Origin of the sequence: Novosphingobium sp. ST904 (assembly GCF_001298105.1) — a bacterium.
Lineage (GTDB): Bacteria > Pseudomonadota > Alphaproteobacteria > Sphingomonadales > Sphingomonadaceae > Novosphingobium.
The window spans coordinates 183502-205975 of record NZ_LGJH01000165.1; the positions used below are offsets into that span (position 1 = coordinate 183502).

17 protein-coding genes and 2 pseudogenes are annotated in these 22474 nt (G+C 66.5%); 15 read left to right on the forward strand and 4 right to left on the reverse strand.

The genetic code is table 11. The features are described 5' to 3' along the window. Position 1: 1 nt before the first annotated feature. From ADT71_RS27270 to ADT71_RS27290, 5 genes are all read left to right on the forward strand, one after another. On the forward strand, positions 2-1354 hold the full coding sequence (locus ADT71_RS27270; protein ID WP_054441888.1) for an MmgE/PrpD family protein: 1353 nt from the start codon (positions 2-4) through the stop codon (positions 1352-1354). Between the two features lie 155 nt (positions 1355-1509). After that, complete coding sequence (locus ADT71_RS27275; protein ID WP_054441889.1) at positions 1510-2400, forward strand: hypothetical protein; 891 nt, start codon at positions 1510-1512, stop codon at positions 2398-2400. 2 nt (positions 2401-2402) lie between these two features. Beyond that, the gene (locus ADT71_RS27280; protein ID WP_054441890.1) at positions 2403-3248 is read left to right on the forward strand and encodes an alpha/beta fold hydrolase; all 846 of its coding nucleotides are present in this window, start codon (positions 2403-2405) and stop codon (positions 3246-3248) included. A 3-nt stretch (positions 3249-3251) separates the two neighbouring features. After that, positions 3252-3914 carry a hypothetical protein gene (locus ADT71_RS27285; protein ID WP_054441891.1) on the forward strand — a complete coding sequence of 221 codons (663 nt, stop codon included), beginning with the start codon at positions 3252-3254 and terminating at the stop codon, positions 3912-3914. A gap of 14 nt (positions 3915-3928) precedes the next feature. Further along, positions 3929-4657: a hypothetical protein gene (locus tag ADT71_RS27290; RefSeq protein WP_054441892.1), complete on the forward strand. Its 729-nt coding sequence runs from the start codon at positions 3929-3931 to the stop codon at positions 4655-4657. Between the two features lie 36 nt (positions 4658-4693). On the opposite strand, the gene ADT71_RS27295 is transcribed toward ADT71_RS27290, so the two are convergent. The 3 genes from ADT71_RS27295 to ADT71_RS27305 are packed head-to-tail and all read right to left on the reverse strand — an operon-like array spanning position 4694 to position 9341. After that, positions 4694-6271: an FAD-binding oxidoreductase gene (locus ADT71_RS27295; RefSeq protein WP_054441893.1), complete on the reverse strand. Its 1578-nt coding sequence runs from the start codon at positions 6269-6271 to the stop codon at positions 4694-4696. After that, positions 6268-7617: an MFS transporter gene (locus ADT71_RS27300; protein ID WP_054441894.1), complete on the reverse strand. Its 1350-nt coding sequence runs from the start codon at positions 7615-7617 to the stop codon at positions 6268-6270. Before ADT71_RS27300 ends, ADT71_RS27295 begins: the two co-directional genes overlap by 4 nt. Then, positions 7614-9341, reverse strand: a complete 1728-nt coding sequence (locus tag ADT71_RS27305; protein WP_054441895.1) for an alpha/beta fold hydrolase — start codon at positions 9339-9341, stop codon at positions 7614-7616. The genes ADT71_RS27300 and ADT71_RS27305 overlap by 4 nt, the downstream gene beginning before the upstream one ends. 107 nt (positions 9342-9448) lie before the next feature. On the opposite strand from ADT71_RS27305, the gene ADT71_RS27310 reads away from it, so the two are divergent. The 3 genes and pseudogenes from ADT71_RS27310 to ADT71_RS27320 all read left to right on the forward strand — a co-directional run. Then, the gene (locus ADT71_RS27310) at positions 9449-10759 is read left to right on the forward strand and encodes an MFS transporter (protein WP_231636241.1); all 1311 of its coding nucleotides are present in this window, start codon (positions 9449-9451) and stop codon (positions 10757-10759) included. A gap of 78 nt (positions 10760-10837) precedes the next feature. Next, positions 10838-11575 carry a GntR family transcriptional regulator gene (locus tag ADT71_RS27315; RefSeq protein WP_054441896.1) on the forward strand — a complete coding sequence of 246 codons (738 nt, stop codon included), beginning with the start codon at positions 10838-10840 and terminating at the stop codon, positions 11573-11575. A 155-nt stretch (positions 11576-11730) separates the two neighbouring features. Next, positions 11731-14397: pseudogene (locus tag ADT71_RS27320) on the forward strand (triple tyrosine motif-containing protein); the annotation flags it as partial. A gap of 152 nt (positions 14398-14549) precedes the next feature. On the opposite strand, the gene ADT71_RS34635 reads toward ADT71_RS27320, so the two are convergent. Beyond that, positions 14550-15449, reverse strand: a complete 900-nt coding sequence (locus ADT71_RS34635) for a LysR family transcriptional regulator (RefSeq protein WP_054441897.1) — start codon at positions 15447-15449, stop codon at positions 14550-14552. Positions 15450-15606: 157 nt separating this feature from the next. Here ADT71_RS34635 and ADT71_RS27330 point away from each other — a divergent pair, with 157 nt between their 5' ends. The 7 genes and pseudogenes from ADT71_RS27330 (at position 15607) to ADT71_RS27360 (ending at position 22213) form a co-directional block, all read left to right on the forward strand. Then, positions 15607-16722, forward strand: coding sequence for an FAD-dependent oxidoreductase (locus ADT71_RS27330; RefSeq protein ID WP_054441980.1), 1116 nt, complete (start codon positions 15607-15609; stop codon positions 16720-16722). A 25-nt stretch (positions 16723-16747) separates the two neighbouring features. After that, on the forward strand, positions 16748-17650 hold the full coding sequence (locus ADT71_RS27335; protein ID WP_054441898.1) for a VOC family protein: 903 nt from the start codon (positions 16748-16750) through the stop codon (positions 17648-17650). Positions 17651-17653: 3 nt separating this feature from the next. Beyond that, positions 17654-18811: a S9 family peptidase gene (locus ADT71_RS27340; protein WP_054441899.1), complete on the forward strand. Its 1158-nt coding sequence runs from the start codon at positions 17654-17656 to the stop codon at positions 18809-18811. Beyond that, positions 18808-19599 carry a cyclase family protein gene (locus ADT71_RS27345; protein WP_054441900.1) on the forward strand — a complete coding sequence of 264 codons (792 nt, stop codon included), beginning with the start codon at positions 18808-18810 and terminating at the stop codon, positions 19597-19599. Before ADT71_RS27340 ends, ADT71_RS27345 begins: the two co-directional genes overlap by 4 nt. A gap of 2 nt (positions 19600-19601) precedes the next feature. Beyond that, positions 19602-20560, forward strand: a pseudogene (locus ADT71_RS27350) (fumarylacetoacetate hydrolase family protein). Between the two features lie 54 nt (positions 20561-20614). Further along, positions 20615-21154 carry a sigma-70 family RNA polymerase sigma factor gene (locus tag ADT71_RS27355; protein WP_082370598.1) on the forward strand — a complete coding sequence of 180 codons (540 nt, stop codon included), beginning with the start codon at positions 20615-20617 and terminating at the stop codon, positions 21152-21154. 93 nt (positions 21155-21247) lie between these two features. After that, on the forward strand, positions 21248-22213 hold the full coding sequence (locus tag ADT71_RS27360) for a FecR domain-containing protein (RefSeq protein ID WP_054441901.1): 966 nt from the start codon (positions 21248-21250) through the stop codon (positions 22211-22213). Positions 22214-22474 lie beyond the last annotated feature (261 nt).

Genomic DNA, 22474 nt, shown 5'->3' on the forward strand with positions numbered 1-22474 from the left:
GATGAACGAAAATCCCGCCGAAGTCCTGATCGATCACGCCCTGTCGCTTCGCTGGGAGGCCATTCCCGGCGCGGCGCGCGAGCGGGCGTCCGTCTTCCTGCATGACAGTCTTGCCGTGGGGGTGGCCGGACGCAACGCCGCCCATGCCGACGGCGTGCTGGAAATGGCGAAAGGTTGGGGCGAGGGCGGCGCCGCTGGTGTGCTGGGGCGGCCGGGGCTGCGCCTTCCGGCGGCTTCGGCGGCTTTCCTCAATGCCTTCCAGATTCACGGGCAGGAGTACGACTGCGTCCACGAACCGGCGGTGCTGCATCCGATGGCGACCGTGCTGGCAGCCCTGCTGGCCGAGGCCGAGCGCGGCGCGCCGGTGAGCGGGGAACAGTTCCTGACCGCCATTGTCGCCGGCGTGGACGTGGCGGTCACGCTGGGTATCGCCGCGCCGGATGCGCTCCGGTTCTTTCGTCCGGCCACGGCAGGCATCTTCGGCTGCGTCGCTGCCATCGCCAGCCTCAGGGCGATGCCGCGCGTCATGGCGCTCGATGCCTTCGGGCATGCGCTCGCGCTGGCCTCCGGCACCATGCAGGCGCATGTCGAAGGCAAGCCCGCGCTGCCGGTGCAGGTTGCCGGTGCCGCGCGCTCCAGCCTTGTCGCCATCGATCTCGCGCGTGCCGGAATGCCGGGTGTCGAGCACCCGCTGGACGGCCCTTTCGGCTACTTCGCCCTGATGGAAAAGCGCGAGGAACTCGGCGCGGCGCTTGCGCGGCTGCAGCAGGGGCACCGGATCACCGAAGTGAGCTGGAAGCCGTTTCCGACCGGGCGGGCCGGCCATGGCGGTATCGTTGCCGTCCAGAGGCTGATCGAGCGGGGACTGATCGCGGGCGCGCCGGGTGCTGAAGGGCTGGAGAGCCTTGAATATCACGCGCCGCCGCTCATCCATCGCCTCGTCGGAAGGCCCGCCAAGGCGGCGATGGAGCCGGGCTATGCACGGCTTTGCCTGCCTTTCCTGGCGGCGGTGACACTGCTGCGGGGAACCGTTTCGCTTGGCGATTTCCAGAGGGAAACCCTCGACGATCCGCAAATCCTTGCGCTCGCCGCCCGGATACGGGTGGTGGCTGACGACAATCCCGATCTTGCCGCCTTCGTTCCCGCAAGAGCGGTGGCGCGAACCCGCGATGGCCGGGAATGGACGGAAGATGTCGCCGCGCAGTTCGGCTCGCCCGAGTGGCCGCTGTCCGGGGCGGAGCATCTCGCCAAGGCGCGCGCTGCCTTGCCTATGCAGGACTGGAGCATCGGCACGAGGCTCTCGCCCAGGCCATCGCGGACATGCCTGGCTCTGCCGATGCGGTGGCGCTTCTGAGCGATGCCGGCGTGATGGGCTGAGGGGTGGTTTCTCCGCTGGGCGGAGAGCCATGCCGCAGGGCGGACAGGTCATGTGCAGACAAGGCAGATTGCCTCTTGCATTATGATATAAACCTATATCAAATAATCGAGCGGATCGGGCAGGGAAGCGAAATGACCTTACTCAAGTGCGCCACTCACGTCGTTGCGGACCTTCCGGCGGCGGTGGACCGGTATCGGGACTGGATGGGCTATCGCCTCGTCGAACAGGGAGCGGTTCCCCCCGATCTCGCTGCCGCCTGGCAGGCACCTGCCAGTGCCGGACGCGGCTATGCGCTGATGCAGCCCGCCTCGGGCGAGGCGGTGTTCCTGCGCTTCGTCGAAGGCGATCCGGTACCCGGCTACGCGCCGATCCGCAGCTATGGCTGGGCCGCCATCGAACTGTGCGTTTCCGATGTGGAAGCGGTGAACCTGCGGATGCTGGAAAGCCCGTTCGAGGTGATCGGTCCGCCCAGGGAACTGGACGGTTTCGCCACCGTGAAGCCGATGCAGGTGCGCGGGGCAGACCAGGAGACCGTCTACCTCACCGAAATCCTTGCTCCGGGGCCGGAAACCGGCCTTCCCCAGCCTCGCTCCCTCGTCGACCGGCCCTTCATCATGGTGCTGGCCTGCCCGGACCTGCGCAAGTCGGCGCAGTGGGTGAAGGACGTGCTCGGGTTGCCGGTGATCGATCCGGTGGCGATCCGCTATTCGATGATCAAGCTCAGCTTCGGTCTCGACGAGGATGCGAAGACGGAACTGGTGACCGCCAAGGGTGCGGGGCAGGTCTTCCTTGAGCTCGACCAGTATCCCGAAGGTGCGACCGAGCGTCCGCGCCATCCCGGCGCTCTGCCGCCGGGCGTTGCCATCACGACCATGCTTCATCCCGATCTTGCGCGGCTCGAAGGGCACTGGGCCGCGATGCCGGTGGTGCGCGAAGGGCCGCTCTATGACGGCCGCCGCAGCGGGGTGCTGGTGACGCCGGAGGGCGCGCTGCTCGAAGTGATCGAAGGCGGGGAGCTTTGACGATGAACACGCAGATCCGCATCCGGCGCGGTTTCGCCGATCTTGCGCAGGGGCAGGTTCATTACAGGGCGGCCGGCACGAAAGGCGCGCCGCTGCTCATCCTTCACGCCTCGCCGGGCAGTTCGCGCCAGCAAGTGCGCCTGATCGAGGATTTCGCGGGCGAAGCCATGGTCTTCGCGCCCGACACCCCCGGAAACGGCGATTCCGATGCGCTTTGCGCCGAGGAGCCGGAGATTACCGCGCTGGCGGCAGCCATGGTGGACTATCTCGACGCAATGGGGCTGGAGCGGGTGCGTCTCTACGGTTCGCACACCGGCGCCGCCATCGCCGCGGAACTGGCGATACTCGCTCCGGAGCGTGTCAGCCATCTCGTGCTTGACGGGGTGAGCCTGATCGAAGGCGCCGAACTGGAGGAGATACTCGCCACTTACGCTTTCCCGTTCGAGCCCGACCTCGACGGCGCCTATCTGGCGCGGCTGTTCCAGTTCTGCCGCGATCAGTACCTGTTCTTCCCGTGGTATCGCCGCACCCGCGCCGGGCGGCGGGACGGCGGGCTGGGCAGCGCGGAGGACCTGCACGCCTGGGTCACCGAAGTGATGAAGGCGAGCACGACGTACCATCTCAATTACCGGGCGGCCTTCAAGTGGCCCGCAGACCGGCGCCTGTCGCTGATCCAGTGTCCCACGCTGGTGACGGCGGCGACCAACGATCCGCTCTACGATGCCAGCGTGCGTCTGGCGCCGTTGCTGCCGAACGGCCGCTTCCTGGAACTGCCGCGCTTCGACGATCCCACATTCCGCGCCGTTCGCCATGACGCGATGGCCGCCTTCTTCGCAGGACATTCCTGAACCATGGATATCGGTCTTTCGCTGCTCACGCTGCTTCACATCCTGATTCCGGTCTACTGGCTGGGCGGCGATCTTGGCGCATTCTACGGTTCGCGCTTCATGGTCGATCCGAAGCGTTCGGTGGCAGAGCGCATGATGGCGCTCAAGATCCTCAACAATATCGACATGGCGCCGCGCACCACGCTGATCCTCGCATTTCCGACCGGTTTCGGGCTTGCTGTCGCCAAGGGATGGCTGGATCTGCCCGCAAGCTGGGCGATCCTCGCAGGGGTGCTGGGCCTGGCATGGCTGGCGCTGGCCTGGACGGTACACCTCAAGCACGGCCCGCAGGGACAGGCGTTCAAGCGCTTCGACATTCTCGTGCGCTACATCGTGCTGGCCGGGCTGGCGGCGGCGGTGATCCTGGGACTTTCGGGCGAGATCGCGCTGCCGCTGTTCATCACGCTCAAGATGCTGGCGCTGGGCGCCTGCATCACGCTCGGCCTTGTCGTGCGGCGCCAGTTGGTGCCGCTGTTCCCCGCCATCGTGCAGATGCGCGAAAGCGGCCCGACGCCCGAGACCGACCGCGTGATCGCCGCCGTAAACGGCCGCGCGCGCATCAGCGTCCTCACCATCTGGGTGCTGGTGCTGATCGCCTGCTTCCTCGGCATCGCCACCCCTCTCTGACTTACGGAGCAACCATGCAGCAGCATCGCACGATCAGCGGAAAGATCCTCTACACCTCGCGCAAACCGGGCCGTGAAGGCCAGGAACGCGGGCGCGAATGGTTCACTTTCACGCACCACACCGACGGCAAGCGCTCCCTGCGCGCGCGATGCGAGATCGACGAGCCCGCGCCCACCGTTCACCGCGACGTGGTCTACAGCCTCGACGAGAACGACCGTCCGATGGATTGCTTCGTCCGCCTGACGATCGGCGACAGGTTCATGGGTTCGGGCCTGTTCATCATCGGCGAGGACACGGTGGAATGCGAAAGCTACGGTCCCTCGATCGGCCGTATTTCGCAGAAGATGCCGATCGGCGGCGATTTCGACGGCTTCGGCACGCATCCGATCTCGGGCGACGCCTATATCACCAAGAAGATCGACCGCTCGCTGGGCGTGCACAAGCGCAATTTCCGCTGCTTCCTGCCTTCGCCTGACCATCGCGGAGCAACGCCGCCGCTGATCGCGGAATCGAACATCGACCTCGGCTTCGTCGGAGAGGAGACCGTTACCGTCGCGGCGGGGACGTTCGATTGCTACAAGTACCAGTTCACCGACGATGCAGGCGGCATGATCTCCGTCGATGGTCATGCCCATCCGCCCTACGAGCTGTGGGTGACGGCAGACGACGACGCGATCTTCGTGCAGGGCGGTGTCGGCGGATATATGCAGACATGGTATGAACTTGTCGAACTAAGTCGCTGATAAAAAGCATGTAGCTGAGCCGGAAGGAACCCCGGCTCAGCCCAGTTCGAGCGCGCCGGGGTTCATCAGCCCTTCGGGATCGACCGCGCGCTTGAGCGCTTCGAGCAGCGCGCGCGCTTGCGGGCGCAGGACCGAGGCATAGGGATAAGTGCGCCCGATCTGGTTCGACGCCGCGCCCAGTTGCGCGAACAGGGCGATCAGTTCCTCGCGAACTTCCATGACCAGCGCGCGTGCATCCGGCGCGGCGGGTGGCTCGTCCAGACGGGTCGCCGGGCCCAGCACGTCGCGGTGCAGCGGCAGCCAGGCATCGCGCCAGTTCAGGACCGGCTCGTAACTGAAGGCATGGGTGCCCATCACGGTTATGAGGCGCGAGACGGTCACGCCGGCGGCGTCCAGTGCTGACTGGCGGCGGGCCAGCAGCGCTTCCACCGCCGCGGTGAGGCGCTGCGCCTCGCTGTGCGGGACTTTGGCGTTAAGGGCGATCCAGCGGTCTGCCAGGGGGCCGAGGATCATGTCCCTGACCGGCGGGAACAGGTCGGCGCGGCCCGCGCGCGGAATGGAGTCCGGCAGTTCGCGGCCGCCGAAACGGGCGGCGATTGCCCGCGCCGCCTGCCTGTCCGCCGCGATGGCCGCCTCGCTGCGGCCGGCGAGGACGAGGTGGAGCGAATGGCATCCCGCCGCGATGAACGAGCGCCCCGCCAGGGCGAGTTTCGCACCGGCCCTCAAGCCCTTCAGGAGCCCGCGTTCCTGCCCGGCGACCTTGGCCAGCATCCGGACGTCGCGGAGGAGATCGGTCGGGCCGGAGAGAGCGCTGCGGGTCTTGTCGGCGTCCATCAGGTAGGCATCTTCGGCAAGGTCGGAGCGGGCGACTTCGCAAAGCGCGGCGATGCCGTCGGCCTGTCGCTCGAAACCGAAGGAGAGATAGCCGAAGTGTCCCGGCGCGGGGATCAGGCGCAAGGTCACGCGGGCCTTGATACCCAGCGCGCCTGCGTCATGAACGAAAAGGCCGGTGGTATCGGGGCCGAAGGTGCGCAGGAACGGGCGCGGGGCGCGGGCGACGGCCCTTTGTCCGGTATGGAGGATCGAACCGTCCGCCAGTACCACTTCCATGCCAACGACCGCTTCCGCCGCCGAGACGTGACGCGCGGTGCCGAGGAACAGCGCGCCGTTCGACAGGCCGCCGCCCACCGTGGCCCGGCTGCCGGAAAAGGTCCCGAAAAACGGCAATCGCAGGCCGAGCGGAGCAAGCGCATCGTGGATCTGCTTCCACGTCGCGCCGGCCTCCACGGTAATGGTCATGTCTTCTTCGCTCACCGCGATCACGCGGTCGAGGCGGGACAGGTCGATGGCGGCGAAGCGGCGGTCGGCGGGCGTATAGCCGCGAACATAAGTAAGGCCGCCGCCGCGCGGGGCCATGGCGATCCCGGCCCGCCCGATCAGCCCGACCGCTTCCGCAAGCGCCTCCACCGTAGCGGGGCGGACGACAAAGGCGCAGTCCGCGCCTTCGTCCAGCAGGTCCGAGCCATGGAGGCGCAGGCTGTCGGGATCGGTGAGGATGCCGTCCGGGCCGAGCGTCTCGGCCAGTCGGTCCAGCAGCGGGGCGAGGCCGGTCATGCCGTTTCTCCCGCAAGTTCGGCGGCGGCGGCGCGGAAGCTGCGCCGCGCCGCCATGAGGACGAAGAAGGCGCCAAGGCCGCAGCCGAAGAATACGCTTCCCAGCGACCAGGCGATGCCGCTCCTGCCGGTGAACACCGTGTCCGACAGGAAGCCGACGATGAAATTGCCCGCGGTGAGCGCGATCAGGCCCGAAGCGATCGTCTGGAGCGCCATGACCTGCGCACGCAGGGCGTTGGGGGTGATCTGCGCGAAGCCGGAATAGACGGCCGAGGTGTTCCAGTTGAGGAACAGGGCGTTCAGCAGATATCCCGCCAGCGCAAGGCTGCCGCTTGGCGCAAGGCAGGCAAGCGTGCCGAATACCGCCATCGAGGCGGCGCAGCCCATCGCGCAGAGGATCGGTGCGTCGGTATGCCCGCGCCGGGCCAGCCAGGCGATGACCCAGCCGCTGTTCACTGCCGCGAAGATCGAGACGGGAAAGCCGTAGAGACCGAGAATCTTCCCGGTTTCGGCGGCGCCCCAGCCATGCACGCGGATGAACAGCGCCGGGAACCAGCCGACGATGGCATAAACGCAGACGAGGTTCAGGACCGATCCCAGCATGAACAGCGCGAATGCGCCGGGACGGCGGGCGAACAGGCGAAGGATCGGGCGCAGGCTGATCGGTTCGGTCGCCCTTGCGCTGCCCTGCCGGGCCGGTTCCCGCGCCGTGAGCCAGAGCAGCAGGGCAAGAACGATGCCCGGCGCTCCGCAAAGCACGAAGACCACCTGCCAGGTCTGCATGCCGCCGAATACCGCGGGCAGCCCCGCGATCAGCCCGTCGGCCCAGTCGAGGAACAGGCCGCCCAGCGCCATGGCTCCGGCCGTGCCGAGCGAACTGCCGGTCACGAACAGGCCATAGGCCTTGGGCCGCACGTCCGGTGCGAAGTAGTCGGCGATCAGCGATGTCGCGACCGGCACCAGCGCCGCTTCGCCCACGCCCACCATCATTCGCGCGGCGAAGAGTTCGTGAAAGGTGGTGGCGAGCGAACAGCCGATCGTTGCCAGGCTCCAGAGCGTAAGCCCGCCCAGCAGCAGCGGCACGCGCCGCCAGCGATCGCTCAGCATCCCCAGCGGTAGCCCCAGGACGCTGTAGACGACGCTGAACGCCATGCCTTGCAGAAGGCCGAACTGGGTATCGTCAATCGCCAGCAACTTTTGCAGCGGTTCGATCAGCAGCGCGATCGAAACCCGGTCAAGGATAGCCAGCGCATAGGCCAGCGTCAGGAGCGCGAGGACGTACCAGGCATAGGACCGGCGCGGGAACGCGGCGGCGAGCGGCGCTGCGCTCTCGATGCCGGCGCTCACGAAGCGGCCGGGACGGCGGCGCCGAGCATGGCGGTCAGGATGGCCGCGCCTTCCTGCGGCGAGGCGGGCAGGACGAAGGTTTGCCCATCGCGCAGGAGGCCTGCGATTTCCTCCGCCTCGTGCTGGGCCGGATCGTCGCCAAGGGTCACGAAGGTCGGGACCGTGACTTCCCGCCACTTCTCTGCAGAGGCGGCAGTCAGGGCGGCGGCCACGCAGTCGCCATAACGCGGGAGTTGCTTGAGCACGCCGGTCAGCGCGGCGTGCATCTGCGCCGGTTCGGGCAGCGCCGCGGACTTGCGCGCTGCGCCTTGCGTGCCGTCGAACCATGGCCACTGCACCTGACTGTCCCGCAGCATATGCCAGATGCGGTGGAGATGGGTTCCGGCATGGGCATCGAAGGGGATGACCGGGCAGCAGGCGGCGTTGAAGGCAGCGTCGATGTCCAGGTGGGGGGCGCCGTGGATCACGAGCGTTTCCACCAGATCGGGGCGTAGCGCTGCCAGTCTGGCGCCCAGCGGCGCGGCAAGGCCGATGGCGAGCACGTCCACTTTGCCGAGAGCCAGATGCTCGATGACTTGGGCCAGGCTACTGGCCAGAAGGTCGGCATCCGGTTTGGCCAACGGATCGGAATCGCCAAATCCGGGCAGGTCGGGCACGAGTGTCGGGCGCGAACCGGCGAGGGCCTGTGCCCATGCCTGCGCTTCCAGGGTGGTCGGCGCGGAAAGCGCGAGCACCGTCCGCCCGCTGCCCGACAGGTTCCGCCGCCAGTGAAGTTGACCTTGCGGAAGGTCCACATAGCCGGCCTGCGCATCCGGTGCGGCTTCAGGCGGGGGTGGCGATGCCGCTCCCGCTCCCGCTCCCGCTCCCGCTCCCGCAAGCGTTTCCGCCAGCCAGTCCAGCCATTCGTCGCGATCGCTGCCGAGCCTTTCGACCGTCAGCCTGTCGTTCTGATCGACGGGTACCTTGCCGAGAAACCCGTAGAGCACGTCGTCGCTACGGGCGGCCACCCGGGTCGGCACTTGCACGGTGCGCAGGTCCTCCAGCGGGTTCCAGCGCATCGCGGCGGCATAGGCGTCGGAATAGTGCGGTCCGGCGCTGAACAGGTCGATACCGTAGTCTTCCAGCCATTCCGGCGCCGGGGCATCCATCGCCATGCGGCTCTCGGCCTTGCGCGAGAACCAGGGGAACCAGCGCAGCATGTCGCGGGCATGAACCCATTCCGCCGCGAGGTAGGCCCCGTCGGCATCCGGGCGGAAGGGCCGCATATAGGCGTTGATGAAGGTTTCGGGGGCGGGGGCGTCGGGGATCGAGAGGCCGTCCAGCACCAGCAGCGGCATCTTGCCGCCCCGCGCGGCGAGGGCCAGCGCGATCTTGGCGCTGGTGTGCGTGGCGTAAAGCGGGGCTTCCTCCAGCCCCAGCGCCGCAAGCGCTTCGCGCAGAGCCTCGGCGAAATCGGGGATCGCGGGATCGATCAGGCCGAGCGGCTGCGAATTGCCGTAACCGGGCGTGTCGAGGGCGAAGACGCGAAACCGGCTGGCGAGCATTTTCATCGTGGCGGTGTGCAGGCGGGAGGATCGCGGGGAATCGTGAAGCATGACCACCGCCGGCCCTTCGCCGCAGACCCGGTAGTGAACCAGCCGGCCTGCTTCCGCTCCCTTGCCGATCGCTTTGCCGGCAATCGGGGCAGTCACGTAGCGGCGCCTGATGGTGCTGGCGGTGGTCATGCAGCCCGTCCTTTATGGTATATCAATATGACTATTACTGTGTCAGGATCGCGGCCTTGTCCAGTGTCCGTCCAGAGCGGGGCGGCCCAATCTCCGACAGGTGAAAAATGCGTTCGAATTCGATGGTGACAGCAGCACCGTCTTCTGCGGAGATACGGCCTTCATCTCCCGAAGCGACGTCCGATCGCAGCCTTCCGGCGCGAGACAGCGGCGCGGGTTGGGTCGTGGTTTTCGCGGCGATGGTGGGACTGGCGATGGGGCTGAGCCCCTTGCCGTTCTATACGGCGGGCATGTTCGCGCCGGAGTTGCAGAAGGCTTTCGGCTGGAGCTTCGCCGCGCTCATGGGCGCGATTACCGTGCAGTCGCTGGTGGTCATGGCGACCGGGCCGATGGCGGGCTTTGCCGTGGACCGTTTCGGCGCGCGGCGGGTGGCGCAAGTCTCGCTGCTGCTGTTCGGCCTGACTTTCATGAGCCTCTCGCTCAGCGACGGCACGCTCTGGATCTATTACGGCCAATGGGTGCTCATGTCGGTGGTCGGCGCCGGAACCCTGACGGCGACGTGGATGCATGCCGTCAACGGCTGGTTCGACCGTCACCGCGGGCTCGCCATCGGCGTGGCCAGCACCGGCACGGGCATCACCGGTTTCCTCGTGAAGCCCTTGGCTGCCTGGCTGATCGGTGACTTCGGCTGGCGCTGGGCGTTCGTGGCGATCGGGGCGCTGCCGATCGTGATCGGCTTCCCGGTGGTTTCCCTGCTGTTTCGCGAAAGGGGCGAGCGGCGCGGTTCGGGCGAGGAAGAATCGCCGATCATGGAAAGCGGGCTGACCCTGCGCGAGGCGCTGCGTGACAGGCGCTTCTGGATCATGACCTTCGCCTTCCTGCTGATCGCCTTCGCGCTTACCGCGCCTACGCCCAATCTTGAGAATATCCTGCGCACCCGGCACTTTTCGCTGGCGGAGATTGGCGCGATCACGGCCGGATTCGGGCTTTCGGTGATCGCCGGTCGGGTGATCGGCGGCTGGCTGCTCGACCGGTTCTGGGCGCCCGGCTGCGCGCTGGTGATTCTCGCCATGCCCGCCACCGGCAGCTTCATGATGGCGCAGCCGCAACTCGACACCACCCATGCCGTGCTTTCGGTGATTGCGCTGGGCCTTGGGGCGGGCTTCGAGTTCGACCTGTTGGCCTATCTCATCGCGCGCTACTTCGGGCGGCGGAACTACGGCACGATCTACGGCTGTTTCTATACCGTGATCGCGCTGGGCGGAGGCCTTGGCCCAGTGGTCTACGGGTGGGCCTTCGACACGATGGGGCGCTACGATCCGGCGCTCATGGCGGGGGTCGGCTGCCTGGTGGCGGGAGGGTTCTCGCTGCTGCTGATGGGCCGCTATCCGGTCTGGCGCGTGGCGGCGGCGACTTGACTAAGCGGGGGCGGGCTCCGAAGAGCAGGGTCGGACCAAGACGGGCGTCCTTGGCCCGACACCTCCCGGGGGAATGACGTGCTCGATCGCGATGCGGCAGTGCCGCTCTATCACCAGATCTACCTCATGTTGCGCGACGAGATCCTGAGCGGCCAGCGTCCCTTTGGCAGCGCCATGCCCACGGAGGCGGAAGTCTCCGAAATCTACGGCGTCTCGCGCATTACCGCGCGCCGCGTGCTGAACGATCTGGCCGAGCAGAACTATGTCGAGCGCAAGCGCCGCCTTGGCACGCGCGTGGTGTTCAAATCCCCGGCCAAGCCGCTGGAGGCCAACATCGACCAGGCGGTGGATTCGCTGCTGGCGCTGGGGCAGGGCACCACGGTCAACGTGATCTCGGTCGAAAGGCGCGAGGCGACCGCCACCGTGGCAAGCGCGCTGGGGCTGGGCGTTGGGGCCGAGGTGGTCCGCGCGGTGCGCGTGCGCTGTCTTGACGGGGTGCCTATCGGCTATGTCGTCAGCTACGTTCCGGGCGAACTGGGCGCGGTGGTCAACGAGGCGTCGCTGGTGCGCGCCCCGATCCTCAAGCTGCTGGACGAGGCGGGCCACCACGCCGCGCGGGCAGAACAGACCATCGGCGCCATGCTGGCCGACGTGCTTTGCGTGGAACGGCTTCAGGTGGAGCCGATGTCCGCGATCCTGCGCATCACCCGCACCGTCTATGATCGGCAGGACCGGCCGTTCCTGCGCACTTACGCGCATTATCGTTCGGACAGATTCAATATCCGCATGGATCTTCAGAACCCCGGCGCGGAATGAGGCCACTGGCTCGCCGTTTCGCGGCGCTGCTCTGGACCTTGCCGCTGCTGGGCCTTGCCGGGCCCGGCGCCGCGCTCGATCCGGCCCGCAGGCTCGATCAGTTCCGGCATACGCGCTGGTCGCTGGGAGACGGCGCTCCGGGCAATATCCGCGCGATGGCCCAGGGGCGCGACGGGTTCCTCTGGCTCGGCACTTCCACGGGGCTTTACCGCTTCGACGGCATTCGCTTCGAACGGGTCAATCCGGTGGACGACGATCCCGGCCGGTCGATACAGGTCACGGCGCTGCTGGCGGCCCGCAACGGGGACATCTGGGTCGGCTATGATTTCGGCGGCATCGCGGTGCTGCGCGGCAGCGGTCCTCATCGCGGCGTGCTGCGAGGGGCGAACCCGCGGCCGCCTTCGGGCGGGGTGGACAGCATCCGGCAGGGCCGCGACGGCGCCGTCTGGATCGCGGTTGACCGCAAGGGCGTGATGAACCTGTCGCGCTACCTCAACGGACGATGGACCTATTTCGGACCGGCGCAGGGCTTTGCCGAGGCGGCGATGGGCTCGATGCTGAGCGCATCGGACGGCAGCTTCTATGTCGCCCAGCCATCGCGCGTGCTCCGCCTTGCTCCGGGGGCCTCGCGCTTCGAACCGCTGGGGGCCCGCGCCGGTTCGTTCGCTGCGCTTGCCGAGGATTCCCGTCATCGTATCTGGCTGGCCGACGAGGGCGGGCTTCGCAACCTCTCGGGCGGCGGGCCTATCGCCCCGCTGTCTCCCGTAAACACGCCCTACGTTCGCCGGCAGATCGCCTTCGATCGCGGCGATGCCCTGTGGATCGCCGGTCAGGATGATGGTCTCGCCCGGGTCGTTCCCTCCACGGCGGCGGGGAGGCCCGTGTTCGATCGGCTTCCCGACCGGGACGGGCTGACCGCATCGCTTGCCCTGTCGGTTCTGGAAGACCGCGAGGGCAATGTCTGGGTAGGCACCGAATCCGGTCTCGACCGGTTTTCCGCCAGCAATGTCGCCCGGCCGCGCAATCACGAAGCGGTGGTGACGGGGTTCGTGGCCGATCCGCGCTCGGGGCATGTGTTCTATGCCGGGCTTTCCGGTGTCTACCGGGCCGGGCGGGACCGCGAGGAGCCGGAACTGATCTTCCGCAAGGCGTCCCTCGGCGTCCTGTGCGGCGATGCCCGGCGCCTGCTGGCCATCGGCCTTGATGGGAATTACCTGCTGACATTGCGGGGCGACGGAACCGTCGCGCAGTCCAAAGCGATAGCAGGTCCGCTTTCGGTATCCTGCACCCTGGACGATACGGGAACGTTCTGGACCGGCATGGACCGGGTCTATCGGCTTTCAGGCACTCGGCTGGAGCCTGCCTCCGGTCCGGCAGGAGACCGGAACGGCACCGTGCTGACCCTGCGCCCCGATGGGCCGGGCACATTGCTCGTCGGCCGCAGCAAGGCCGGATTTCAGCGCATCGCGGGCGGCTCGGCGACCAGCCTCTGGCCGGCAGGCGCAAACCGCATCGGTTCGGTCAACCTCGTCGTCGGGAGCGGGGGGAGCTTGCTGTTCGGCGGGCAGAAGGGCATCGCGCGGCTGCGGGGCACGCGTCTCGAGAGCCTTTCCGAGCGGGACTATCCCGTGCTGGCCGGCGTGACCGGCATTGGCCGAACCGGGGACGGTGCGGTCTGGACCATCGGGGCGACGGGGATCGCACGCATTCCGGCCAAGGGGCTGGACCGCGCCTTCCAGAGGCCCGGCGCCGCCCTGCCGTTCGACCGCTTCGGCCATGAGGAAGGGTTCCGGGCAAGATCCAATGTGTTCGGCACCAATGACCTGGCGGCAGATGGCGGCGGGCGGCTCTGGCTGGCGTCCAACCAGGGGCTGGCCTGGATCGATACGGAACGGCTGACGCGCAACGACGTCGTGCCGCCGGTGATGATCCGCTCGCTGATTGCGGGCAAGACCCTGCATGCTCCGTCCGATAGCGTGATCGCACTGCCGGTCGGCACGGACCGCGTAGAGATCGAATTCGCCGCTCTCAGCCTTACCGATGCCGGTGCCAACCGATACCGCTATGTCCTGCGCGGCGCTGACGGCAACTGGGTCGATGCCGGGCACCAGCGCCAGGCGCTTTACACGAACCTTGGTCCGGGGAATTACGAGTTCCGCGTCATCGCCTCGAACAACGACGGCGTCTGGAACCGGCAGGGCGCGAAAATCGCCTTCACCATCGCTCCGGCCTTCTACCAGACGGGCTGGTTCCTCGCTCTCGCATGTCTGGCGATCGGCGCGGTGGTCTGGGCATTCTATCGCTGGCGCCTGCGAACGGTGGCGGCGCAGGCCAGCAGCCGATTGGAGGCCCGCCTCTCCGAGCGGGAGCGGATCGCGCGGGAACTTCACGATACCCTGCTGCAGGGTTTCCAGGGCCTGATGCTGCGGTTCCAGTCCATCGTCGAACTGCTCCCCAAAGGAGACAAGGCCCGCAGCGCGCTCGAGGATACGCTGGAGCGGGCGGACGACGTGCTGCTCGAAGGGCGCGACCGCGTCCGTTCTCTGCGGGAGGACCGCGAGCCGGTGCCGCTGGCGCCCTTGCTGGCTCCGCTCGCGGCCCGCATCGTGCCTTCGGCCCTGCGCTGGACGATCGTGGAGGAAGGCAGTGTCCGGCCGATCCGCGCCTCGGTGGCGGACGAACTGGCCCGCATCGTTGGCGAGGCGCTGGCCAATGCCGTTCGCCATGCGGAGGCTTCATCGGTCGAAATCCGTATCCGGTATGCGGCGGACAAGCTCACCCTCTCCATCGCGGATGACGGTATCGGCCTGCCCGATGCGATCCGGGAAGCGGGGCGCCGCGAAGGTCACTATGGGCTGGTAGGAATGCGCGAACGCGCGTCCGGCTGGGCGGCACGCTGGAATTCCGCGCCCGGCAGCCGCACGGCACCGAGGTCTTTACGGCAGTGCCTTCGCGCCTGGTATGAGGCCGGCGTTCACCGGGAGCGTGCTGCCGTCATCAGCTTGTCCTTGAACCAGATCATCCCTGCATCGGTGGTGCGGGCGGCATGGTACTGGATCATCTCGCGCATCGCCGGCATGGCCATCGGCGCCGGACGGATTTCCAGCGGCAGCAGCGGCGCGAAGACCTGGGCGAGGCGTTCGTGCATCAGGGCCAGCAGGTTCGTGCCGGGCAGCAACCATGGCACCAGCGAAAACGATGGCGCCGTCACCTCGATCCGGCGGCGGTCTTCCGATGCCAGCAGGTGGCGTTCGGCAAAGGAGGGAACGCCGGTGATCCGCACCGCGACCTGACCGCAGGACAGGAACGCTTCCTCTGTCATTTCCTGCCGGAACACCGGATTGCCCGACCATCCGACAACGACGTGCCGTTCCTCGAACAGGAGTTCGCTGGGGTGGTCGGGGCTGAGGTATTGTTCGGGCGTGAGCTGGAAATCGAGCTTGCCGTCTTCCAGAAGCGCGCTCGATTCCCGGTTGGGCAGGACGACGTTGATCTCCACCCCGGGCGCCTCGTGCTTGAGCTGGGGCAGCAGCGGGCTGAGGAGCACCGTCGAGATATAGTCCGAAGCCGCGATCTCGAAGCGGCGATCGGACGTGGCGGGATCGAAGGCGGTCGCGCCCGAGATCAGCACGCGAAGATTGCGCACCGCTTCCGATACCATCGGCGCCAGCGCCAGCGCATGGGGCGTGGCCACCATCCGGCGGCCGTGCGGCACCAGCAGTTCATCGTTCAGCGCCAGTCGAAGCCGACCCAGCGCGGCGCTCATCGCGGATTGCGTCAGGTTCAGTCTCTGTGCCGCTCTGGTGACGTTCTGTTCCTCCAGCAGCAGTTCAAAGGCGATCAACAGGTTGAGGTCGAACTTGTCCAGGCGCATCAGGTATTGATTCCATCGTTGGTAATGGACAAAAACAAAAAATTTGATCTGTGGCAAGCGGTCCTGCAATCCCTCCGGCAACGGGCTCGCGATGGGCATGGGAGAAGAATGGCGGCGCATCGTGGCGGATGCGGATGGCGTTCCTGAAAGCAGGTATATGGAAAAACTCGATATTCTCGTGATCGGCGGTGGCATCGGCGGCCTTTCCGCCGCGATTGCGCTCCTTCGCAAGGGGCATCGCGTCACCGTGATCGAGCGCGATCCTGAGTGGTCGGTCTATGGCGTCGGCATCATCCAGCAATCGAACGTGGTCCGCGCGATGGACCAGCTCGGCGTGCTCGAAGCCTTTCTGGATGCGGCCTGCGGGTTCGATGCCGTGGAGATCTACCTTCCCGACGGGACCCGCGTGGCCCGTATTCCCACGCCGAGACTGGTGGAGGGCAGGCCCTCCAATGTCGGTATCGGCCGCCGTGCCCTGCAGAAGGTGCTTGGCGACAGCGCCCGGGCCCTCGGCGCCGAGATCCGCCTCGGCGTGACTGTCGAACTGCTGGATCAGGATGAAACGGGCGTTTTCGTGCGCTTCTCAGATGGCTCCGACGGGCGCTATGATGTGGTGGTCGGCGCTGACGGCGTCTATTCGCAAACCCGCCGCATGGTCCTGCCTCAGGCGGAAAGCCCGGAATTCACCGGTCAATCGGTCTGGCGCTACAACTTTCCGCGCGCTGAAGGGCTTGATGCGCTTCACGTCTACAACGGACCTACCGGCGTCGGCCTCGTGCCGATGTCGGCCGACACGATGTACATCTATGCGACCACGCCGGAGCCGGACAATCCCCGCTATCCGGTGGATGGCCTGGCCGCGGCGATGCGCGCCAGGTTGTCCGGGGCCGCACCGGCAATCCGCGAACTGGCCGAACATATCACCGATGACGAGGGCGTGGTCTACCGCCCGCTCGAAGGCATGATGGTTCACGGCCCCTGGCATGCAGGACGGGTGGTGCTGCTGGGCGATGCCATTCACGCCACCACGCCGCATCTGGGGCAGGGCGCCGGCATGGCGATCGAGGATGCGCTGGTTCTGGCCGAGGAACTCTCGGCGCACACCGCTCCCGAGGAGGCATTCGCGGCCTATCGCGCCCGTCGTTACGAGCGCTGCCGCTACATCGTCGAGGCTTCGCTGGCGATCTGCCACGGCCAGATCGGCAAGGGCCCCCCGGTCGATAACCACAAGGCCACCGCTGAGATGTTCGCGGTTGTCAGCCAACCCATTTGACCATTTCATTCAAGGAATTGCAGCCATGAGCCGAGTGACCGAAATCCGCTATGTCGGATATGGCGTTCAGGATTTCGACGCCGAGCGCGCCTTCTATACCCAGGACTGGGGCCTCGTGGAGGTCGCCGCGCAGGACGATTTCGCCTGGTTCAAGACCCACGGGCATGACGAGCACCATGTCGTGCGCCTCCACAAGTCGGATGCCGACCATGTCGAGGTGATCGCGTTTGCCGCCGATACGCGGGGGGATGTGGATGGTCTGCACGAGAAGGTCGTGGCGGCAGGCTGCAAGGTGATCTTCGCCCCGCGCGAACTCGATGCCCCCGGCGGCGGCTATGCCTTCCGCTTCTTCTCGCCCGACGGCCTCCCCTTCGAGATTTCGGCGGACGTGGAGAAGCTCGGCAAGCGGGCGATGGAGCGTTGGGAAGGCGTGCCGGTGAAGATCAGCCACATCGTCATGCACTCGCCTGATCATCAGGCGCTGGTGGCCTTCTTCACCGATGTGCTCGGCTTCAAGATCAGCGACTGGCTGGGTGACTTCATGTGCTTCCTGCGCTGCAACGGGGCGCACCACCGCGTCGCCATCCTGCCCGGTCCGCCCTGTCTCAACCATGTCGCCTACGATATGCTCTCGGTCGACGACATGATGCGCGGCGTCCATCGCCTGAAGCAGCGCGGCACGGACCTGCGCTGGGGGCCGGGCCGCCATACGGCGGGCAACAATACCTTCAGCTACTTCACGACGCCCGGCGGCTTCGCGGTCGAGTATACGTCCGAGCTGGAAGAGGTCGATTTCGAAACGCATCAGCACAAGGTCCACATTCCGGGGCCGCAGATCATGGACCAGTGGGGCATCGGTGTCGGGGGCCCGCAGACGATGCCGCATCCCGCACCCGATGCGCGCCTGTTCCAGCCGGCGGAGGCCTGAACCATGGCTCTGTTCGAATACTTTCCGAACTACATCTGGAACCTCTCGGTTTCGATCGCGATGGAATCGGGCGCGCAGCTTGGCGAGATCATCGACATGTGCCAGCCGATCCGCGACGCGGCGGCCAGCGGCGCCGATGCCGGTACGCCGCAGTTCATGAAGGTATGGGCGGCGATGGGCGACAAGCTGCTCGAACTTGCGGCCGAGGACGAGGCTGCGGGGCGCAAGTTCTCCGCCTCGAACAAGCTGGAGCGCGCCTCGCTCTACCTCATCACCGCGGAACGCATGCAGGGCCACGGCCATCCCGGCCGCCAGGAAACTTACGCAAGGGCGCGCGAAGCGTTCGACCGTTCGACCGCGCTGGGCCGGATCAACCGCGAGCGCGTGGAAATCCCGCTGGAAACCGGCACGATGCCTGCGCTGTTCACGCGGGCACCCGGAGAGGGACGCCAACCGGTGGTGGTGTTCTGCAACGGTCTCGATAGCTGCAAGGAACTGCTCTACTGGACCCGCCTGCCGCAGGAACTGGCGCGGCGGGGCATCTCCACGCTCTGCGTCGACCAGCCCGGATCGGGCGAGGCGCTGCGCCTTCAGAACCTGCCGGTCGATCCCAATTCGGAAAGCTGGGCGAGCAAGGCGGTGGACTGGCTGGAGCAGCAGCCGGACGTCGATCCGGCGCGCATCGGCATGACCGGCATCTCTCTTGGCGGCCACTTCGCGCCGCGCGCGGTCGCTTACGAACCGCGTTTTGCGTCCGGCGCGGTCTGGGGGGCCAACCACAACTGGCGCGAAGTGCAGGACAAGCGCATGGCACGCGAGGGCGAGAACCCGGTGCCGCACTACTGGGCGCATGTCCACTGGGCCTTCGGTGCCGAGGATCAGGACGATTTCCTGGCGAAGTCTGATGCGATGAACCTCAACGGCCACATGGACCGCATAAAGGTGCCCTTCCTCGTCACTCACGGCGCGCAGGATCGCCAGATCAGCGTGAACTACGCCAGCGATCTCTACGACCAGCTGGTCAATTCGCCGCGCCGCGAGAAGGTGATCTTCACGCCCCGCGAAGGCGGCGTCGAGCACGTCGGAGCGGACAACATGGCTTATGGCCGCGATCTGATTTCAGACTGGTTCGCCGAGACGCTGGGAGGAAAGACCGCATGACTCGCCGTTTCGTCGATCTCTCGATCTCGCTTTGCAACGATGTCGTCAGTGATCCGCCGTTCCTGAAGCCGGAGATCACCTACCAGACCCATTCCGAAACGGTGGGCGAACTGAACATGTTCTTTCCCGGCGTGACTGCCGAGGATACGCCGGATGGTGCCGGTTTCGCCGCTGCGGAATGGGTCAGGCTGACGACGCACAGCGGCACGCATCTTGACGCGCCTTATCATTTCCATCCGACCATGAACGGCAAGGACGGAGAGCCTGAACGTTCTCTCACCATCGACGAAGTGCCGCTGGAGTGGTGCTTCCAGTCCGGCGTTAAGCTTGATTTCCGGCACTTCCCGGATGGCTATGTGGTTACGGCCAGGGATGTCGAGGATGAACTGGCCCGCATCGGCCATACGTTGAAGCCGCTCGATATCGTCCTCGTCAACACCGCCGCCGGCAAGGCGCTGGGCGAGCCGAACTATGTCAACCGCGGTTGCGGCATGGGCTACGAGGCGACCATGTACCTCACCGAGCGGGGGGTACGGGTGACGGGCACCGATGCCTGGTCATGGGATGCGCCGTTCAGCTACACCGCTGAAAAGGTCAAGGAAACCGGCGATCTGTCCCTGATATGGGAAGGCCACAAGGCAGGCCGCGATATCGGGTATTGCCACCTCGAAAAGCTGCACAACCTCGAAGTGCTGCCCGGCCATGGCTTCACCGTCTCGTGCTTCCCGCACAAGATCAAGGGTGCCTCGGCGGGCTGGACCCGCGCCGTCGCGATCTTCGAGGATTGAGCATGCGCCTTGCAACTCTGGAAAACGGCCGCCCGGATGGCGCGCTGGCGGTCGTCTCGACCGATGGCGCACGCTATCTGGAGGCGGCCGGGCTGAGCCTGCTGTCGGCCATGGAGGACTGGCCGGCGGCCGAGCCCGATCTCCTTCGGCTTGCCGCGGCGCTTGAGGGCGGAGCGGGCGGACGGCTCGATCCCGCCTGCCTGCGCGCGCCGCTGCCGCGTTCGTGGCAATGGCTCGACGGGTCGGCCTTCGGCACGCATGGCGAACTCATGCAGGTCGCTTTCGGCCTGCCTCCGGTCGATAGCGACGGCCGCTGATGTACCAGGGTGTTTCCGACCGCTTCTACGGCCCGAGCGACGCGGTGCCGTTTGCAGACGCTGCCCACGGCATCGATTTCGAGGGCGAGTTCGGCGTGATCGTCGATCACGTTCCCATGGGCACCCGCGCCGAGGATGCGTCGAAGCACATCAGGCTGGTGGTCCAGATCAACGACTGGTCGCTGCGCACCCTGGCGCCGGTGGAGATGAAGACCGGCTTCGGCTGGATCCAGGCCAAGCCGCCGTGCTCGATGGCGCCGTTCGCCGTAACCCCCGCCGCGCTCGGCAATGCGTGGCGCGATGGGCGTGTCTGCCTGGATCTGGAGATAGATCTCAATGGGCAGCGGTTCGGCGCCGCGAGCGGTTCGGCCATGGATTTCGGCTTTCATGAACTGATCGCCCATGCCGCGCTGACGCGCGATCTCGTTGCCGGAACGGTGATCGGTTCCGGTACGGTGTCCAATGCGAACTACGCAGAAGTGGGATCGAGCTGCATTTCCGAAGTCCGTGCCATCGAGATCATCCGGGAGGGCAGACCCGTTACGCCGTTCATGGTGCATGGCGACACGATCCGCATGACGGCAACCGGCGCGGACGGCACCGCGCCGTTCGGTTCGATCGATCAGGAAGTCGTCGTTATCTGATTTTCCATAAATTGCGATTGGTTCGCAATAAGTGATCTGCTATCCGTCCCGGCCATGGATCGAGCAGACAGGGAAAACGGAGCATCGTCCGATGGCGAACTGCTGCGCGTCTTCCTGGCGCAGCGTTCCGAACTCGTCCGTTATACCGCGAACATCGTTGGGGACCGGGCCGGGGCGGAAGACATCGTCCAGGAGGCCTGGCTGCGTTTCAATGCTGCGGCGAAGAAGCAGCTTATCGGCGAACCTCGGGGATTCCTGTTCCGCATCGCCCGTAACCTTGCGCTCGATGGCCGGCGCCGCCGCAGCTTCGAGCAGAAGCTGTTCAGCGGCGACGACAGCGGCGTGGCCGAACTGATTGCAAGCGACGAGCCTTCCGCACAGACCCGGCTGGAGGCGATGGATGAGCTTTCGATCATTCGCACGGCCATGGACGCCCTGCCGGAGCGGACGCGGCTGGCGTTCACCATGCACCGGTTCGAGGGCGCGCGCCTGATCGACATCGCGGAGCGGCTCGGCATTTCCAGGAGCCTGGCGCAGGAACTCGTGGTGGATGGTCTGGAGCGCTGCCGCAAGGCCTTGCGGCGGCGGCCATGACGATACCTGCATTTTTATCCGGATTCCCGGCGGCGTCGTTCGTCTCAATCATGTGGAGTCTCGTTGGCGACAGGAAATGCGGCAAGACCCGTGATGAATGACGAAGTGGATATGGGCGCGGTCGAGCGAATGGCATCGACCTGGCTGGTTCGTCTCGATGACGATCCGGAGGACGCCGGATTGCGCGCGGAATTCGAGCAGTGGCTCGATGCCAGCCCTGAGCATCGCCGGGTATGGGCGGAAACGCGGGATCTCGATCTCCTGCTTGAGGCTGCAAGGCCGGTGGATGCCGTAGCGCTGCCTGCCGGGAATGTCGTTCCGTTGAAGTTTCGCCGCAAGGCGCGGGGCAAATGGCGTGTGTTCGTGCCGCTCGCGGCAGCAGCCTGCCTTGGGCTGGTTCTGGCGGCCGACATTCCGGTCTGGATGCAGGCGCAGGATATCGCGCGCACCGGAGAGGTTCACAAGGTGGCCTTGCAGGACGGCAGCACCGCCTGGCTCGCGCCCGGCGCTGCGATGGCATTCTCGATGGACGCAGAGGGCCGGCGCCTGAAACTTCTGCGCGGAAAGGGCTATTTCGACGTGGCCCACGATCCTGCCCATCCCTTCCGCGTGGAGGCCGGAGACGGGGAGGTGAAGGTTCTCGGCACCGCGTTCGAGGCAGGGTTCAACGAGCAGGGTATGGCGGTTTCCGTTCGGCGGGGGCTTGTGGAGGTTTCCTATCCCAAGGGCCGGGTGCGAGACCGGCTGCGCCCCGGACGATCGATCGCGGTGCCCTGGGCCGGAAGCCCTTCGCGCGGCCAGGTCCGGCCAGACCGGATCGCGGCGTGGATGAACGGCCGCCTTCTGGTCAACGATCGCCCGGTAAGGGACGTGCTCGAAGCGCTGCGTCCCTGGTACGGGGGCTATATCGTCGCGCGAGGGCCGGGGCTCGACACGAGGCGGGTAACGGGCATTTACGATCTGCGCCATCCGGATGCAGCGCTGGAGGCGCTTGCGAGAGCCCACACCATCGCCGTGCGCGACATTACGCCATGGCTGAGGATCGTCACCGTAGAGTGAGCCGGGGGATGGCCGGCAGGCGCTGAGAAGGCTGCTTTTCCATGCAGTTTCCCTTAGGCTTCAATTAATTCACCGCTCACTGCATTTTTTTCCGGAATTTCCTGAGCCTCGCCCGTCGTTAGGATATGCGACTGACTTGCATTAGCATTTAGTCGCCCGTTTGACGAATGGGGGATTTTGACGGTGATTGCGGGGGTGAAGTTTTGCGGGATGGGGCGGCGCGTGCCTGGGCGGGAGCGCTTCTGGCGTCGGTATCCGCAG